12 protein-coding genes are annotated in these 17,544 nt (G+C 45.3%); 7 read left to right on the top strand and 5 right to left on the bottom strand.

The window, feature by feature from the left end; genetic code table 11:
• Window positions 1-392: 392 nt before the first annotated feature.
• The 7 genes from ABID99_RS25395 (at window position 393) to prfH (ending at window position 11,275) form a co-directional block, all read left to right on the top strand.
• Window positions 393-2,399, top strand: a complete 2,007-nt coding sequence (locus ABID99_RS25395) for an alginate lyase family protein (RefSeq protein WP_373615498.1) — start codon at window positions 393-395, stop codon at window positions 2,397-2,399.
• A gap of 327 nt (window positions 2,400-2,726) precedes the next feature.
• Window positions 2,727-4,340, top strand: a complete 1,614-nt coding sequence (locus ABID99_RS25390; RefSeq protein WP_373615497.1) for a glycoside hydrolase 43 family protein — start codon at window positions 2,727-2,729, stop codon at window positions 4,338-4,340.
• Window positions 4,341-4,403: 63 nt separating this feature from the next.
• Window positions 4,404-6,485 (top strand): glycoside hydrolase 43 family protein, encoded by a 2,082-nt coding sequence (locus tag ABID99_RS25385; protein WP_373615496.1) that lies wholly within the window; start codon window positions 4,404-4,406, stop codon window positions 6,483-6,485.
• 300 nt (window positions 6,486-6,785) lie between these two features.
• The gene (locus ABID99_RS25380; RefSeq protein ID WP_373615495.1) at window positions 6,786-8,060 is read left to right on the top strand and encodes an alginate lyase family protein; all 1,275 of its coding nucleotides are present in this window, start codon (window positions 6,786-6,788) and stop codon (window positions 8,058-8,060) included.
• A gap of 460 nt (window positions 8,061-8,520) precedes the next feature.
• A complete protein-coding gene (locus ABID99_RS25375) occupies window positions 8,521-9,252 on the top strand; it encodes a hypothetical protein (protein WP_373615494.1) in 732 nt (243 codons plus the stop codon).
• A gap of 5 nt (window positions 9,253-9,257) precedes the next feature.
• Window positions 9,258-10,658 (top strand): RtcB family protein, encoded by a 1,401-nt coding sequence (locus ABID99_RS25370; RefSeq protein WP_373615493.1) that lies wholly within the window; start codon window positions 9,258-9,260, stop codon window positions 10,656-10,658.
• 11 nt (window positions 10,659-10,669) lie between these two features.
• On the top strand, window positions 10,670-11,275 hold the full coding sequence (prfH, locus tag ABID99_RS25365; protein WP_373615492.1) for a peptide chain release factor H: 606 nt from the start codon (window positions 10,670-10,672) through the stop codon (window positions 11,273-11,275).
• 345 nt (window positions 11,276-11,620) lie between these two features.
• On the opposite strand, the gene ABID99_RS25360 is transcribed toward prfH, so the two are convergent.
• From ABID99_RS25360 to ABID99_RS25340, 5 genes are all read right to left on the bottom strand, one after another.
• Window positions 11,621-12,994 (bottom strand): leucine-rich repeat domain-containing protein, encoded by a 1,374-nt coding sequence (locus ABID99_RS25360; RefSeq protein WP_373615491.1) that lies wholly within the window; start codon window positions 12,992-12,994, stop codon window positions 11,621-11,623.
• Between the two features lie 166 nt (window positions 12,995-13,160).
• Window positions 13,161-13,790: a hypothetical protein gene (locus tag ABID99_RS25355; RefSeq protein ID WP_373615490.1), complete on the bottom strand. Its 630-nt coding sequence runs from the start codon at window positions 13,788-13,790 to the stop codon at window positions 13,161-13,163.
• A 19-nt stretch (window positions 13,791-13,809) separates the two neighbouring features.
• A complete protein-coding gene (locus tag ABID99_RS25350; RefSeq protein ID WP_373615489.1) occupies window positions 13,810-14,907 on the bottom strand; it encodes a hypothetical protein in 1,098 nt (365 codons plus the stop codon).
• A gap of 2 nt (window positions 14,908-14,909) precedes the next feature.
• Window positions 14,910-15,767, bottom strand: coding sequence for a methyltransferase domain-containing protein (locus tag ABID99_RS25345; RefSeq protein ID WP_090532418.1), 858 nt, complete (start codon window positions 15,765-15,767; stop codon window positions 14,910-14,912).
• Entirely contained in the window at window positions 15,760-17,514 is a 1,755-nt protein-coding gene (locus tag ABID99_RS25340) for an FAD-binding protein (protein ID WP_354484803.1), read from the bottom strand. Before ABID99_RS25340 ends, ABID99_RS25345 begins: the two co-directional genes overlap by 8 nt.
• Window positions 17,515-17,544 lie beyond the last annotated feature (30 nt).

Below are 17,544 nucleotides of genomic sequence, written 5' to 3'. Positions count from 1 at the left end.
TCGAATAGCTGATTATCCATATTGTGATTAGACTTTAGATGACATGATCAAAGGCGCCGAATTATCAAAACAAGACTATTGTTCCATTTTTAAGTCATTGCGGCAATAGTAATGAGTATAAAAAAAGGTAAAAAATGTCTTTCCTGTATGTGCCTTTTTTATAAAAAACTGTTAAGAGTTGTACTGTGTGCTTTCCTGCTGATATAGTGAGTATCTTCCGGGCTGAACGTGTGCAAGGCGTCCGATTTGTCACTTATAATGACTATAACAAATGATAAACATTAGGCACAATTGGCGTATTACCGGGCCTTTTGTAATATCCGCAGGGCCGGTTGGTTTAAATTTTCGACGAATTAAAAAAATATTCAATTTTAATTATTTAAGACACGTTTATGAAAACAGTTGTCAGGTATCTTATTAATGCTTCAGCGCTGTTGTTTTGCTTTCAAACTTCAACAGCACAACAGTTTGTCCATCCGGGGCTGCTTCAAAGCCGCGAAGACCTGGCCAGAATAAAAAACGGTGTTGCCATGCGCATCGAGCCCATTTTTACGGGCTATAATGAATTAAAAGAGAATCGCCAGTCGCAGTTCGATTATAAAATGCAGGGGCCAATGGAGATGGTTGGCCGAAATCCTACCGTGGGCCAGGGTGTTTATGATGCTGACGCCAATGCGGCCTATCAGAACGCCATCATGTGGACCATAACAGCCGATCAACGTTATGCGGAAAAAGCAAAACAAATTGTTGATGCCTGGGCATCGACATTAAAATCCATAACAGGCCGTGACGCCGTATTAATGGCCGGTCTTGGACCGTTCAAAATGGTTAATGCCGCGGAAATTTTGCGCTATACCAATTCAAACTGGACACCTGTCAAAATTAAGCAAGCTGAGAAGCACTTTAAAGAAGTGATTTATCCGGTTATTAAAGATTTTGCACCTTTTGCTAACGGCAACTGGGATTCAGCTGCACTAAAAACAATGATGGCCATAGCAGTATTCTGCAATGACCGGCCAATGTTTGAACGCGCGATGGTGTACTATCAATACGGCGAAGGCAACGGCAGCCTGCCCAATTATATTATTAATGAAGAAGGACAGTGCCAGGAAAGCGGAAGAGACCAGTCGCATACGCAATTAGGTATTGCGCATCTTGCCGATTGCGCCGAGATAGCGTGGCAACAGGGACTAAACCTTTACGGTATACTCAATGATCGCCTGCTCAGGGGCTTCGAGTATACCGCGAAATATAATTTGGGGGAGGATGTCCCCTATTTGCCCGCAATGGACCGGAGCGGAAAATATTTGCATGCTCAGATAGCTACAGAAGGGCGCGGCAAACTGCGTGCGGTTTATGAAGAGGTATTTAATCACTATGTTCACCGGGCGAATAAAACGGCCACTTTTACGCAGAAAGCTGCTGAAAAGGTACGACCGGAACCGCAGGGTACACCGGGTGCAGACCATATTGGCTTTGGTACTTTATTGTACTCACGCAGCCTGCAAACTATTGATCCCTATGCAACCATTACGCCCTGCACACCGTCGGGATTGATGGCCGTGCCCGGGAATGGGTCCATTCAATTGACGTGGGTACCGGTACGGGGAGCCACTTTTTATCAGGTTAAAAGGGCAGTCAATGGGAAAGGAAAGTTTAAAATAATTTCCACCAGGGTTACTAATGCACAGTTTCAGGATAAAAACGTAGCCTCGGGGCGCAAGTATGTGTATACGGTATCGGCGGTGAATAATAAAGGCAAAAGTATGGACGCCTATCCTGCTGCTGTTACAGCGGGATTGCCCGCCGGATGGTCGGTTACCGATCTCGACCCCAAATCAAAAAAAGGACAAGCACGGTCCTTGGAATCTGGTTTTACTGTTGAAGGTAACGGCTTGGGATTTACCGGAAACGAAGAGCAGGCTACCTACATCCATCACAAATTAGTGCCTTATCAAACGCTCGCCATTCATTACCAGCCGCAGTTGACTTCGCAGTTCACCGGTTTCGGCATTTCGTTCCGGCAGTCTGCAAAGGAAAAGGGGACCGGGGTAAATTTGCTGATCTATCCAGAAGTTTCGCAACAACTTGAGGCTCCAAAATGGGTAGTAACCTGCACGGCACGGCTTCACCCGGGCGATAGTTTAACACAGGTGGGAGCGACGCTCGATATAAAAGAACCCGTGATATCTTTTAACCGTATGACGGGCGGTTGCTGGTTGAAGTTGGTTCAGGAGCAAAACCAGGTAAACGCGTTTTATTCCGCGGATGGTAAAGATTGGCAACTGATCGGGACTGTTGCGCGAAACCTATCGCTGACAGAAGCCGGCATAATTGTTTTTTCAGGGCTTGAAGCGGTATCTACAACGGTCAGGTTTGATCAGGTTAGGTTAGAATAATCTTTTAAAAATATTAGTATAGCCGGAAATGCTGACATCGTCAGGTCGGGTTTATATCACAAAAAGTCTATTTGGAACAACAATATTCTTTTTGATACCCATAAATTCGTATCAACCATTTAGCCTGAGCAAACAAACCGGCGATCATGTCTGCTGGTTGCACCATCAATTTTGGTATACCTGCGGTCGAAAAGCCCGGATTTTTACAGGGCCTGATAAGCTGGGTCAACTGAGGTGCATTATAAACCTTGTTTAAAACCGGTTATAACGTTACAGATTTTTAAACCCGATAAATGAAAACTAAGCTTTCCCTGATTTTTTAATACTATGTTCGGTAAGATTTCTTTTGCGCCCATTATTGCTGGCCTTGTTTCAGCCCTGCTTTGTTTTAATAAAGCCAGTTGCCAGCCTAAACAAGCAGCCCCGCTATGGGGCAGCTGGACTCACTGGGGCGACCAACCCGACGGTACTTACCGTAACCCTGTCTTACCTGGTGATTACAGCGATGTGGATTGCATCCGGGTGGGTACCGACTATTATGCCGTGTCCTCTACGTTTCAGTATTCGCCTGGTTTTGTGATCCTGCACTCTAAGGACCTGGTGAACTGGCGCATCCTAGGCCACGCCGTCAACGATATTTCGGTGATTTCGCCGTCTATGAATTATACCAGGATGGACCGTTATGGCCGTGGGATCTGGGCGGGTGCCATACGCTATCATAACGCCCGTTTCTGGATCTACTTCGGAGATCCGGACGAGGGTTATTTTATGAGTTCGGCCACACGGCTCGAAGGCCCCTGGGCACCTTTAAAACGTGTACTGAACGAAAAAGGCTGGGACGACTGCTGCCCGTTTTGGGATGATGACGGCCAGGGCTACCTGATAGGCACCAGGTTTGCCGACAACTATAAAATCCACCTGTTTAAAATGTCGGCCGATGGCTCGGTGATTGAACGGGAAAGCGACAAGGTGATCTACCAGTCGCAGGGCAGCGAGGCAAACAAGCTGTACAAAATTAATGGCTATTATTACCACCTGTTTAGCGAGGTGCGCAACAACGTAAGGGTGCTCATGATGGAGCGGGCCAAAAACATCCGGGGTCCTTACGAAGGCCCGCGGCAATTGAGCGAAGGTCAGCCGCAATTTAACGAACCCAACCAGGGCGGATTAGTGCAGGCAGCTGACGGTAAGTGGTACTTTTTGACCCACCATGGCTCGGGCGATTGGTCGGGCCGGATATTGAGCCTGTTACCCGTAACCTGGACTAATGGCTGGCCTATCATTGGCCAGCCTAATGCAGTGGGCCTTGGCGAAATGGTGTGGCAGGCCCCCATGCCCGTAACCGGCACCGACCGGGCTGTTCCGCAAAGCTCTGATGAGTTTACCGGCAGCACGCCCGGACCACAGTGGGAATGGAACTACCAGCCCCGCGCCGGCAAATGGTCCTTAACTCAGCGAAAAGGCTGGCTCAGGCTGCACGCCTTCAAACCGCTCAAAAACGATTTGCTGTATGCCGGCAACACCATAACCCAGCGCTGCTACCGCACCAACGCCAACGAGGCCACCGTTAAAATTGACTTGGGCGGTATGGCTGTCGGCCAGCGCGCCGGGCTATCGCACTTTGGAGCACCTCATTATGCGGCGGCCGGTGTAGTGCAAACCAGCCGGGGTAAACAGTTGCAGTTCTTTACTGAAAATGCCGTAACCGACGGCCCCATCATCAAGGGCAATAACATTTGGTTACGCACAGTGTGGGGCCTGGATGGCAAAAGTAATTTTACGTACAGCACGGATGGCAGGCATTTTAAACCCATTGGCGAAACCTATCAGTTAAGATGGGGATCATACAGGGGCGACAGGCTGGCCATCTACAGTTTTAACGATCTGCAAGATGCCGGTTTTATTGATGTTGATTACCTGCACTATCAATATTCCCATTAACAACAGCTCTAAAAGGGGTGCAGACTGACTGACCCTATAACATGCATAATCCCTACCAACCCGATGATCCGCTTAATATCCGCACTGCAATTATTATTCGTTTACAGTATATTGACCACGGCCCCGGCCGCCGCGCAATCCTGGACGGCCGACAATGGTAACGGCACCTACACCAACCCGTTGTTCTACGACGAATTTTCAGATCCCGACCTGATCCGGGTAAATAATGATTTCTACATCACAGGTACCACCATGCATAGCGTACCGGGCCTGCCGGTGCTGCACTCTACCGATTTGGTGAACTGGCAGCTGGTGAGTTACGCGCTTCCGCGTTTTGACGACAGCGATGATTTTAATCTGCGCAACGGTAAGGAAGCTTATGGACAGGGTATCTGGGCTCCCTGTATCAGGTACCACAACGGTACATTTTATATTTTCTCCAACATAAACCGGCACGGCCTGCAGGTATTTACCGCTAAAAGTGTGGCCGGCCCCTGGAAACAATATGACCTTAAAAAGCCTGTTTATGACCTTTCGGTACTGTTCGAAAACAACAGGATCTACATCGTTTACGGGCAAAGCGAAATCAGGATGATTGAACTCAAGCCCGACCTTAGCGGCTTTGAACCCAATACCGGCAGGCTGCTCATCGCACGAACCGAGGCTATGGGCGAAGGCAACCATTTTTATAAAATCAACGGTAAATATTACATCACCAATGCCGATGGCGGCCGTTTGCAGTGCGCCCGGTCTGCCAATATCTACGGCCCTTACGAAACTACGGTGATAAGCGCCAAAGAGACCATGGGCACTTCGCTGGGCTGGTTTACCAACAACATGGGCCAGGGCACGCCTGTACCTTCCCCCACCGAAAACCTGACCATGGTTAAGCGTAATGACCAGCTGTTAGCCTCCGTGCCCATGCACCAGGGCGGTATTGTAGATATGCCAAATGGCCAGTGGTGGGGCTTTTCGATGATGGACTTCAGGTCGGTGGGCCGTACTACGTTCCTCTCGCCTGTTACCTGGCAGGATGGCTGGCCCTTCTTCGGCATTGAGGGTAACCTCGGCCGTACGCCCAAAACCTGGTTTAAGCCGAACAACACATCAGCACCGCATGCCCCTTATGTGCGGAGCGACGATTTTAAATCAGGCCAATTGGCTTCCGCCTGGCAATGGAACCATAACCCCATCAACACTCACTGGAAACTTAAAGCCGGCGAACTACAGCTGCACACCCTACCCGCCAAAGATTTTTTATGGGCACATAACACACTTACCCAACGCTGCGTGGGCCCCGAGAGCGAAGCTACAGTAATCCTGGATGCCTCGCACCTGAAGGAAGGAGATATCGCCGGTTTAGGCCTGATGAACATCCCTTACGCCTGGGTGGCCGTACTGCGTGAGGGTAACGGGTATACGCTGCGTTTTTTTGACCAGTATAGGCATCAAACTATTGATAAGCCGCTACAATCGCCGCGGGTGAGCCTACGGGCCTTTGGCGATTTTGATAACGATATTGCCCGGTTGAGCTACAGCACTAACGGAACGCGGTTTGAAAGCCTTGGCGATACCATTCGCCTGCCTTACCAGTTAAAAACATTCCAGGGTACCCGTTTTGCGCTGTTTGCCTACAATACCCAAAATAAAGAAGGCGGCTATGCCGCATTCAGTAAATTTGAACTGAAGGAGCCCCTGGCTGACCGATCCAAAAATCTGCCCATCGGAAAAACAATTACACTAACCAACCTGGCCGACGGCCGCATGGTACGGGCCGATCCCCACGGCATGCTCGTCGCGGGACGGAATTACCTAACTAACGAAAAAGACGCGGGCTACAATTTCAGGGTGATTGACCGGGGAAATGGCCGCGTTGTGCTGCGGGCTATGAACGGTACCGGCTTTGTAACCATTACCGGCCAGGGTATGGCGGCCGACGTTCGGCTCAGCCAGAAGGAAACTGCCGCCAGCCTGCTGCTGTGGCAGGATATGCTACGGGGCCAGTGCATGCTGCTCTCATTACATACCAACCGTTTTGTGGGCCTGAACCCCCATACCGGCGAATTTTATGGGGCCGACTGGCCCGGAACCCTGCCCGGCAAAAAAGATGGTACCGTTTTCAGCTGGCAGGAAATTGCTCCATAAACCCGCGGCAAGTTTACCTGTATGATGCAGGCCTATACGGTGCAATTATCGGCTGTTTCATTTGGCCAGCGATGCCTGTCTATGAAAAAGCTTAGCTGTTTTTGAACCGGTGCCCTCCCTTATTTACCTATAAACACAGGAATGTGAACCCTCTGATTTACCACCAATTCGATTTAAATTTAATTTTTGATTAATATTAATTCTGGAGAGTATAAACAATTTGCTTTATTGTCTTATAATGGAGCTTTGCTCAGACTATAAGCTAAAATATTGCTCACTAAATTTAATTATATCTACAAAATGAAAAGTAAATCAATTCAATTGGCTATTTGTGTCATAGCCTCGCTTTGCGGATGCAGTAAACCGGTATCTGTTAAGAGCGTAACAACCGGCGGTAAAGACAGTGTAGCAGGCAAAAATTTAACGTCATATTCGTTAGGCAGCGTTACAACCATTGTTCACCCGGGAATGCTGCATTCGGCAGCGGATTTTGCCCGGATGACGGCCAAAGTGAATGCCGGGGCGCAACCCTGGCTCGACGGCTGGAACAAGCTCGTCGCTAACGGCCATTCATCTGCTACGTATGTTCCCAGGCCGGTAGATACTATTGTGCGCGGGAGGGCGGCAAGCGGAAAGGGTGAGAATTATATACTGGCTTGCCAGGACGCGGCCGCGGCTTATCAAAATGCATTACGCTGGAAAATTAAGGGCGATACCGCCTGCGGGAATAATGCCGTAGCTATTATGAACGCGTGGGCCGCAAAATGCAGACTGATTGACGGCGATAGTAACAAACAGCTTGCAGCCGGGCTGCAGGGTTACCAATGGGCCAACGCGGCCGAAATTATGCGTGGCTACAGCGGCTGGTCGGCATCCGATTTTACCGCTTTTAAAAACTTTATGCTTAATGTGTATTATCCCGTATCAAGCGATTTCCTGGCGAGGCATAACAATACCTGCGGAACACATTACTGGTTAAATTGGGATATGTCAAACCTTTGTACCGTGCTGGCCATTGGCATTCTTTGTGATGATATCAGTAAAGTTAATTACGCTATCAATTATTACCAGCACAGTGGTGTTGGTACCGCGTATATAGGGCGTGTAACCACCGCCACCTATCCCAACGGAATGGACCAGGCGCAGGAAGCCGGAAGAGATCAGGGGCATGCCACGATGGAAGTTCCGCTCTTTGGCACTTTTTGCCAGATGTTATACAACCAGGGCCAAAACTTTTTCGACTATAATCCCTGGAACCATGTTAACCCGCCGCTTTTGGGGGTAAGCGAATATATCGCGGCTTACAATATCAATACAACCAACACTGTCCCATATACAACTTATAATAACTGTGAAAATTCAAACCAAACCGTTATTTCAAGCGGAGGCCGGGGCAATGTTCGCCCGGGTTGGGAACTTGTTTATAACTATTATGTTAAAGTAAAGGGAAAAACAGCCACTTATACCACTCAATTTGCAACTAAAGTACGCCCCGAAGGAGGTGGCGGTGACTACGGAGGTAATAGTGGCGGCTATGATCAATTAGGCTTTGGCACACTGACCTTCTCCCGTTAAACAACAAACAACTAAACAGGCTGCACTGGCTTTGTCAAATATTGACGAAGCCAGTGCTTTCCTATGGTAATAGATACGCGCAGTTTAAATCATAAACAACAAGCACTGGCGATGGAAATTGTAGCTACTTTGCGGCCCAAACCTGCAAACTAAATAGCCGCTTCTTGATATTTCGAATTAAATTCTATCTTTGTATCCAATTCCTGATTTGTTAATCTTTTAAATATCAAGGAATCATGGCAGAGCAAATCTACATATCGCCCCTTTCGCTCATTGCCTGATCAGGCAGGCAAACCCCTGTATTTTATTAAATAATTAAACGGTTGCGTCAGTAACCTGTGCATTATTTTGCCTGCCCCCAAATTCACTGGATTTTTTGAGCGCTTTAACAAGGGTATATCCTTACTCAAGGACGAACTGAGATCAAAAATCAAATTCAGGAAAATTAAATGAAAGTGTGATGAACACACATGAATGGCCGCGCTGTGTCAAATCGGCACGGCGCAAAAGGCGGCTCGTTAAAACCGGTCGGGATAAACAACTGATACAGCTTGACAAACGGCGCGATGAACTAAGGGAGCAAAGAAGGCTTTTGCCGATGGTTGCGCTTGAACACCCGTATCAACGTGGCTGGAAACGTTTTTTTGTGTTGCGGGATGACCAGAAGCATAACCCGGGGAAGGACTTTTATGAAGCCTTGCTAATGAAAATTAACACGGGTGAATATCATCAGGACAAATCCTTCAAACGGAAAAAACGACGCAAACAACGTTATGTGTACCAGGCAAAACCGCAAATGCTGCGTGAATTGTCGCAGCATAGCTGGGATATCAACAAGATCAATTTAACCGAGCAGGAAAAGGTTTGCTTTACCCGTGTTGAAACTTTTGATGTTAAAACCTACCGTACCGAGGTGAAATATGTGTTTGCCGAGCCCTGGCGATATGTGCTGAAGGTGGTACCACATATGGTTACGCATATCAAAATGATCGATACGGATATTGAAACGGAGTTAGCGTGGATAGACGAACACTTTGATAACAACCACTTATGGCCGCGCATTAACCTGTTAACCCGTGGCCGGAGCTATCGCTGGAGAGATGAGTTTAACGACCGACCAAAATACATTAACAAATTTAAAAACATACCCAGGTATTCCTGTAAAGAAGCTTACCTGGAATTAGAAACATAACCCACATGGGCAATTTAAGAACAAAAGATTTAAGTAAAATAGGTTATCATAATGATCAGCTGCGAAGCCTGGTTATTGGTATAATCTCTAAAAATTTCAAGCACCATAGTAAGCAGCAGCTACTGGACCTGTTGGTGGATATTAAGAACGATCCGGAAGCATTTCTGGATGATGAGCTAACAAGCAAGATAGCCGAAAAGGTAATTGGCAAAACGGATGCACCATCGTTTAAAACGTTTGCACTGCGTGATGAACCGGTGTACTGCAAAACTTACGGAGGCAAGGGTATTGAGCAATCGGCCAAAAAACAAATGGAGCTGGCTAATATGCTACCTGTAAGCGTTCAAGGTGCATTAATGCCTGACGCGCACATGGGTTTTGGTTTGCCTATTGGTGGCGTACTCGCTGCAAACAACGCGGTAATTCCCTATGCTGTAGGTATGGATATTGGCTGCCGCATGGCGCTGTCAATTATTGATGAGAGCGATGGTTTTCTAAAAAGGTTTGAATATCAAATTAAACAAGCCTTAAAAAATCATACTCATTTTGGTATGGAAGGAGGTCTGGAGGTAAGGCAGGAGCATGAAGTGCTGGATAGCAGTATATTTAATGAGATTCCATTTTTAAAACCGCTGCGGAGTAAGGCGGTACGGCAATTAGGCACCTCGGGCAACGGAAACCACTTTGTGGAGTTTGGCGAGATCGAACTTTTGGCTGATAACGCTTTAGGTTTACCCGCTAAAAAGTACACGGCCTTGTTAACACATTCAGGCAGCCGGGGTTTAGGCTCGGCAATAGCGAGGCAGTACACGCAGATAGCCATGAATACCTGCAAACTTCCGCGCCACGCACAGCAACTGGCCTGGTTGGATATGGACAGCGAGGCGGGCCAGGAATATTGGTTAACCATGACCCTCGCCGGAGATTATGCCAAAGCTTGTCACGAGCGCATACACGCTAACCTTTTAAAGGCTTTAGGCTTGAAAGCTTTGCACGTGGTAGAGAACCACCACAACTTTGCCTGGAAAGATCGATTGGCTGACGGCCGGGATGTTATTATCCATCGCAAAGGCGCGACACCGGCGCATCAAGGCGAGCTGGGTATTATCCCCGGCAGTATGACCACACCGGCTTACCTGGTATCGGGCAAAGGCACAAGTGATGCTTTATATTCTGCATCGCACGGTGCCGGCCGGGCCATGAGCAGGCAAAAGGCTAAGGACAGCATGACGGTTTCGGCCATGAAAAAGTTGCTGACCAATGCAGGTGTAACCTTAATTGGCGGTACCGTTGAAGAGAACCCCTTAGCTTATAAGGATATCGAGGCCGTAATGGCGATGCAAAGCGACCTGGTTGATATTCAGGGCAAGTTTTATCCACGTATCGTTCGGATGAATAAGGAGTAGTGATGAAAAAGATGATGATACAAATCACTTCAGGCAAAGGCCCGGCAGAATGCTGCCGGGTTGTAGCCCGCGTACAAAACCTGATGTTGAAGCAAGCCAAACAGCAAGGCATTCAGCTTGAAGTACTGGAAAACAAAGCCGGCGGGTTAAACGGCACTTTACTATCCGCTACGATGATGGCTACAGGTAATAACCTGGATGCCTTTGTAAAAGAATGGAACGGCACTATACAATGGATAGCGCAAAGTCCGTATCGAAAATACCATAAACGTAAAAACTGGTTTGTGGGCGTATCTGTTTTTGACGTAAAAAAACTGATGCAATGGAACCCTAAAGATGTAAAGCTGGAAACCTGTCGTTCGTCGGGGCCAGGTGGCCAAAATGTAAACAAAGTGGAAACCGCGGTTCGGGGGACACATTTACCATCGGGACTGCAAGTTATGGCAATGGATAGCCGGTCGCAGCTCGAAAACAAAAAGCTTTGTTTAGCCCGGCTGGAAGCCAAAATACTGATCTGGCAAACAGAACAATTAATAGAGCAACAGCAAAACCAGTGGCAGGAGCATAACGCCCTGGAGCGTGGTAATCCGGTTAAAACCATCAGGGCAGTAATTTAAAACAGGCGGCAAAAGTAACCGGGTTTTTTCGTAAAAGCCTCAAAACGGCGTTTGGCTGTTGTTTTAGAAGCTTTGAATCCTCTGATATTCTCCATATATCGATTACCAGGCTTTTAGATTAATTTCTAAAAGCCTGTTTTTTTATGGGCACTACGCCGGTACAACACTTTTCGTAAGTTTTATTGATATGTTCCAATCCCAAACTGCGTAAAAAATAGACTTGTAAGGTTTTTGGCCAAAACGTTGTTGTCCCAGCGGAAAGTATCTTGTTATCCGTTTCGTTAATAAATTAACTATCGGCTGATCCTATTGATACTGTCGACACGGCACCAGTATATTAATCATTTATCTGGTTTGAAAGTGAATATCACAATGCGGCAACCACTGCTTTAACTGTATCTTATCTCCTTTTGATAAGTAATTGTCATCCAATCTTATCTCTTTTAATTTTGTTAATTTTTTGATTTCAGGAGAAATATAACGAAGTGGGTTATTCCAAATTTCAAGTTTTTCGAGATTAACCAACGAACCTATACAGTTAGGGATACTATCTATTTGGTTATCAAAAATTAGTAATTCTCTAAGATTTGACAGATAGCGAATATTATCAGAGATGCGTTTAATCTTATTGCTATAGACCTGTAATGTTTGAAGCCCACTTAATTTATTATCTACGAAGCCCAAATCTTTAAACTCATTTTCTTCAATTGAAAGCCATTTTAGGTGAGGAACAGTCTTGATTTTTTCAGGAAACATTGACAATTTATTGCCAGAAATATCAAGGTATTCTAAACTATCAAGGTTTGAAAGATCAGTTTTAATTTCGCGGATTTCCGTTTTTCCTACCAGCAGGCTTTTTAGCCCTCGCATTTTATACAAATCATCAGGAAGTGACTTTATGGGGTTTGCACCCAAATAAACACTATGAAGTGATTTAATTTTATAAAGCTGTGGGGGTATTGTTGTAAATTTATTCTCCGCGAGGTAAATTGTATTAATTGGTAATGTGCTGACAGCATCGGGCAGGTAAGCAAGTCCGGCACCTTGAAGATTTAGATACGCTCCCTCATTAGCCATTACAATTGACACTCCTGAAGACGTATAAAGGGTTTTCAACTTGCCTGCATCAATTTTGTTCACAATTTCTACTATACGCTTCTGCGCTAATGAATCGGATTGCCCCCTTTTGCTAAATAACCATGCCTTTACTATTCCCTTGCTTTTAATGCAGGGATATTGAAAGTTTGGGTTCCATTCAATGTCATTCGTTTCAACTGCAGATCTATCGGAGTACCGGTATCGTTGCCAGGTTGGCATCTCTTCCTCTTTTGTAGACGTGATGACAATACCGCTATCCGGGATGATAACAGTTTTAGTCCAAAGAAAAGCTGGAGGTAGCTCAGGGTAACCTTGAATTCCGAAAACTATCCCTGCTGCGCCCCTGGATGCTTTAGAGAAGATAAAAGTTGTATGTTCCTGCCATTTCAAAGCACAATAAGAAACAGTAAGAATATATACTGCCGATACTCCCATCTGTATTAGTTTAAAATGTTTAGTCTTGGAAGCAAAATAATTAATGAGATAAAGTAATATTGAACTTATCATCATCAATATCCCTATTCCCAGTCCAAACCCACCGGTTAAGTAAATTATTGCAAGGCCTAAACAGATGGCCAATATGGCAAGGGCTTTGAGCGGAGTTATGTTTGATCTTTTCAATTTTGTCAAGCTTGGAATCGCTAATACTAATATGGCAACAACCAGGAATCCTTCCCTGTACCCAGATCGTAATGATAAACTCCCGCGCGCATGCCTGCGTAAATAATATTATTTCTGATAACCATTGAATTGGGATAAAGAGCCGCGTACCATAATCCTTTATCTACTAAAAAAATATTTGTGCATTTCGACCTACTTTTAACAAACTTTTAGAAGTAATAATGATAAAGTTATCTTGATGATCTAATGCAATAGCTTCTGGTGCTGTTGGTAGTTTTAAGTGTTCTCTTACAGCCCACTTATCATTTGGTTTGTAGATTTCAATAATGCTTCCTTCCGAGGTTCCTAAGTGTGCAAGCCCTTCAATGGCGTATTGTTTGCCTCCTCTATTAATAAACTGCACTATCTCATGATTTGATATTTTATAATAATTCTTACCATCACTTGAAACCCAGTATAGAGCACCACCCCATTCACCTCTGTAAAAGCCCACTAAATAACCATCTTCTACTTTCAAGATTGAAGCCCTTCCCCCAAAGTCACGACTATCAGCTTTTTTAACTTTAATTTTAAAAGGTAATTGAGGAGATGGAAGTTCTTTCTTATCTACCACAAAAACAGAATCGTTTTTCTTATAGACAGCCCATTCGTGAAAAGAGAAACCATATTTTCTGAGGCTGTCCGGATTAGTAGGAATTGGATGCGTATTCCAGTTACTGATTAGCTTTTTATCAGTTTGGCCTAAACAACTTTCGAGGCTAAATACTATTAATATAATAAGTAGGTTAACTTTCATAAGTTGTAGAAAGAATTAATTAATAATCATAAATATGCTCTATCGTCACTCCTTTTAGTTTAAGTGTTCTTACAAGCGAGCTAAGGTTTCCCACCGTTGTCACTATAGCAACCCTGCTTAAGCCCGGCTTGGTAAAGATTGGCTGAGTAAATAGTATTTTATAATTACCGGTAACATTTAAAGGCCTGTCAGTTAAAACAGTAAGCATAATAGCACTTTTATTTCCGGCAATCTCAGTAAAACCAACACCATTTTCTGCCAGCTTATTAACCGCTGTATTGAATTCAGCATAACGCGGTAAATTAGCCAGCACCATACCGTTTGGCAATACTTTTACATTATGCATAAATCCGGTTGTATCCAAGCCTGTGGGTAGCCTATCCATCATTACTGCTGTTTGCAACGAGGCTGTTTCATAAGCCGATTTGGTGCCGAGGCCAATCAACCAGCCATAGCCGCTTTTAACCAATAGTTCGGTGGTTAGATAATAGCGCCTCTCCAGTTTACGCAGCAAATGCGGACCGGAGAAAGAGGTGCTGCTCCACAACATTTTAAGCTGATGGCTAAAATCATACTCGTACCATGGCAACGCCTCAATAAATTTCACATAGCTGTATTCATAGTCGGCGTTAAACTTATCTTCGGCGGTCATTTCTTCGTTGGGGCTGATATCGGTCACCCGGCCAATAACGGTCTCGTAAAATGATTTGATACCGTACTCAACGGTTGTGCTGCCGGCTATTACCCATATCATCACATGGTAGCCGGTATTGAAAGGGAAATTTCCTTTAATCTGATCGTACATTACACCGTAACCACCCCACATCTGGTCAACATGTTTCAGGTATGGAAAGGTGGTTGAAGTATGGGTTTTAAAGTAATCTGCCTGTTCAGCCGGACTAAACACCAGGAACCATTCGGGGTAGGTCAGAAAAGTTTGATCAGGCGGACGTACGGCTGCCTGAGGTGTTAGCGGGTGCTTATTGATTGACAGCCAGGCTTTATCCACCAATAAACCCTTCCCGGCAGGCACAGTGGATGGCTTCCTGTTTTTAACAACAAAAGTTATGATAGCCAGTAGCAGCGCAATTAATGTCAGTATCCTTAGCCTTTTCATGCCTATATTTTGGTAAACAACATTAAGGTATTATCGGATGGGTCTTTATCTTGTAGTATTCGTTTACCGGCATCTTTAAATCCCGCCTGCTCAATAATGGCTGCCCATTCATCTGCGGACTTGAAGTTTTTAAAATCTCTGGCTTCAAACTCCCAGGTTTCGTTCAATCCCACATTAAATACCGTATGCACCAAAGAAACAAAGGTGGCCATTTCTGGCGTTTTAACATTATGGTCGCGGATAACAAACGAGCCGCCGGGCCGTAGGATTCGGTATATCGATTCCACAAACCCATCCAGCTTCGCTACCGGGCAGTGGTGTAAACCAATATAGCACGTAACCACGTCCAGGCTTGCATCAGGAATAGTTAAACTACTAATTGGGTTATAGCCATTAATATCCACAAAATTGCCCAGCTTGCCCAGCTGCCCCCGCTCCATAATGTCTCCCGGCGAATTGGTTGGCGCGAGATCATTAATAAGATATATCGGGCCGGTGACCTTGATTTCTTTTCTTAGCTGACTAATATAACGACCGGTAGAACCAATCTCGGCATAACCCGAGATCTGTTTAACATCGCCCAATAACCCCAGTGTTTGCCTGACTATTTCTTTTTTTTGCTTTTTGAGCGCTGGCAAGGCATAAGTCAGTTCTGATAAGAATGGCTTAATGCTTTTCAATTTGCTTTGAACTGATTTATAGATCTCCTCATCGGTTTTGCCTATGGCGGTTTCTTCTTTTATTAATTGATGGAATTTATCCTCGGGATACAAATGAAATATCACCTGTAAAAAGCGGTAAAAATCGTCGCTCCATTTGGTATCGTTAAATACTGCTTTAAATTCGGATGTATTAGCCATTGCTTTTGGATTTTAATGGTTGATAATAGGTATCCCAAAAAATGTTCCTGAATTTATAGTCAGGATCAAGCTTGGTTTTCAGGTCGAATAACTTTTGCGCGTTAGGATATGCTTTATGAAACTGTGCCGCGGTTGGATGTACCTGGTAAGGTAAATAATAAGCACCGTTTACAGCAATTACGGCATCAGCCAGCTCACGGGTCCATACAGCAACAGCATGTTTAGATGCCGGATCTGTGCGTTGCTTGTAATAAACCACAAAAGCAAATACCTCTTCCCGTGCCCATGCCAGGTAGGTGCCCGGATCGGCTTTGGCATGTCTGATGGATACATTAAGCACGTTAACATTAAAACGGATAAATATTTCGGCCATGGCTTGTTCAAATTCCTCAAAGCGCTGAACAGGAACAAAGTATTCCAATAATACATAAGTGCTGTTGATTCGTGATTTGGGTTCCAGTTCGGCCACATCATAACCGGCTTCGTAGTTGCGCCAGTGGATCTTTTTGCCCCTAAACAGTAAAGGGTCAATTATAAACTCGCGGTAAGGCTTGCCTAATGGTCTTTCTGTAAACGCCCACAGGAAATACCGCTCCAGTGGATAAGATTCTTTCAGTGGCATCAGCCGGGTTTTAACTGTCGGCTTTTCGGTGGTTTCTATCCAGCTTACAGCTCTTAAACGCGTGTATTTTGGTGGGTAGATATCGCCGTTATGGAAAACTACCTGTGAATTATCGCGTATGGTTTTGAAGAAGTAATCTTTATATTCTTCAACTTTCATTTTTTTATCAATTCGTTTAATGGCCAGGTTATCGGCTAACTCGAGTTCGGCCTGAACGATAACGCCAATGCCATTATAACCGCCAATTGCGCCAAAGAATACTTCCGGGTTTTCTGTTTTAGTAGCATGCACTAACGAGCCATCGGCTAACACAACATCAATTGACCGTACTGATAAAACAACCGGCCCCATGCCCATATATCGCCCATGGGCATTAACACTCAATGCGCCGCCTACCGTGAAATTGGCATAGGTTTGCATGACCTTGATGCTCAGGTCATACTCATCAATATATTGCTGAATATCGCACCAGCGGATACCCGTCTGTACTTTGATGAGTTTATCTGCTGCTGAAAACTCCAGTACTTTGTTCATTCCGCGCATATCAATATGCAGACTATGCGGGCTTGCTGTTTGTCCACCCATGCTGAAACGGCCGCCGCCTACGGAGATAGCGCCGGTAGCGTTTTTAACAATTTCGCAGATTTCTTCGACCGAAGTTGGACGCGCAATTTTACTAACCAATACGGGATTCAGCCGGGTTACATCGTCAATAATACGCTCATCGGTTTTAAGGTGGGGGATCTCTTTACCTTCATCGTTTTTCAAATAATCGGGCGCCGACCCGGGTACCGAACCGTATTGGTTTGTCGTATAATCCCCTTTTTTGAAACCTAACCGCCAGAATAACCATAATGGCCCAAGCACGGGTATTAAAATAGTAAACAGCCAATAGCCTGAATAGCCCTGATCATGCAGGCGCTTAATAGAAGTAGCTATAATGATCCAGAATAATAAAGGATATAGGATAAACGTAGCACCTTCGCCAACAAGCAATATCAAGTTGTACAACACGTAAAAAGTGCACCAGTAAAACAGGGAAGCCAGCCAAAAAGCCCCTTTTGATAAGCGGCCGTTAAAAGTAAATAGCAGATAGGTTACAGGTAGTTTTTGTTTCAGGCGCATGGATGGTCTTGGCAATATGCTAATATATCA

The organism is Mucilaginibacter sp. OAE612 (assembly GCF_041806395.1).
Classification (GTDB): Bacteria; Bacteroidota; Bacteroidia; order Sphingobacteriales; family Sphingobacteriaceae; genus Mucilaginibacter; species Mucilaginibacter rubeus.
Note: the sequence above shows the minus strand (reverse complement) of the source record. Positions and strands in the feature narration are given on the sequence as shown.

Bases quoted from the DNA above. Each gene is read 5' to 3' on its own strand.
- ABID99_RS25395 (WP_373615498.1), top strand. From the start codon at position 393: ATGAAAACAGTTGTCAGGTATCTTATTAATGCTTCAGCGCTGTTGTTT.
- ABID99_RS25390 (WP_373615497.1), top strand. From the start codon at position 2,727: ATGTTCGGTAAGATTTCTTTTGCGCCCATTATTGCTGGCCTTGTTTCA.
- ABID99_RS25385 (WP_373615496.1), top strand. From the start codon at position 4,404: ATGATCCGCTTAATATCCGCACTGCAATTATTATTCGTTTACAGTATA.
- ABID99_RS25380 (WP_373615495.1), top strand. From the start codon at position 6,786: ATGAAAAGTAAATCAATTCAATTGGCTATTTGTGTCATAGCCTCGCTT.
- ABID99_RS25375 (WP_373615494.1), top strand. From the start codon at position 8,521: ATGAACACACATGAATGGCCGCGCTGTGTCAAATCGGCACGGCGCAAA.
- ABID99_RS25370 (WP_373615493.1), top strand. From the start codon at position 9,258: ATGGGCAATTTAAGAACAAAAGATTTAAGTAAAATAGGTTATCATAAT.
- prfH (WP_373615492.1), top strand. From the start codon at position 10,670: ATGATGATACAAATCACTTCAGGCAAAGGCCCGGCAGAATGCTGCCGG.
- ABID99_RS25355 (WP_373615490.1), bottom strand. From the start codon at position 13,790: ATGAAAGTTAACCTACTTATTATATTAATAGTATTTAGCCTCGAAAGT.
- ABID99_RS25350 (WP_373615489.1), bottom strand. From the start codon at position 14,907: ATGAAAAGGCTAAGGATACTGACATTAATTGCGCTGCTACTGGCTATC.
- ABID99_RS25345 (WP_090532418.1), bottom strand. From the start codon at position 15,767: ATGGCTAATACATCCGAATTTAAAGCAGTATTTAACGATACCAAATGG.
- ABID99_RS25340 (WP_354484803.1), bottom strand. From the start codon at position 17,514: ATGCGCCTGAAACAAAAACTACCTGTAACCTATCTGCTATTTACTTTT.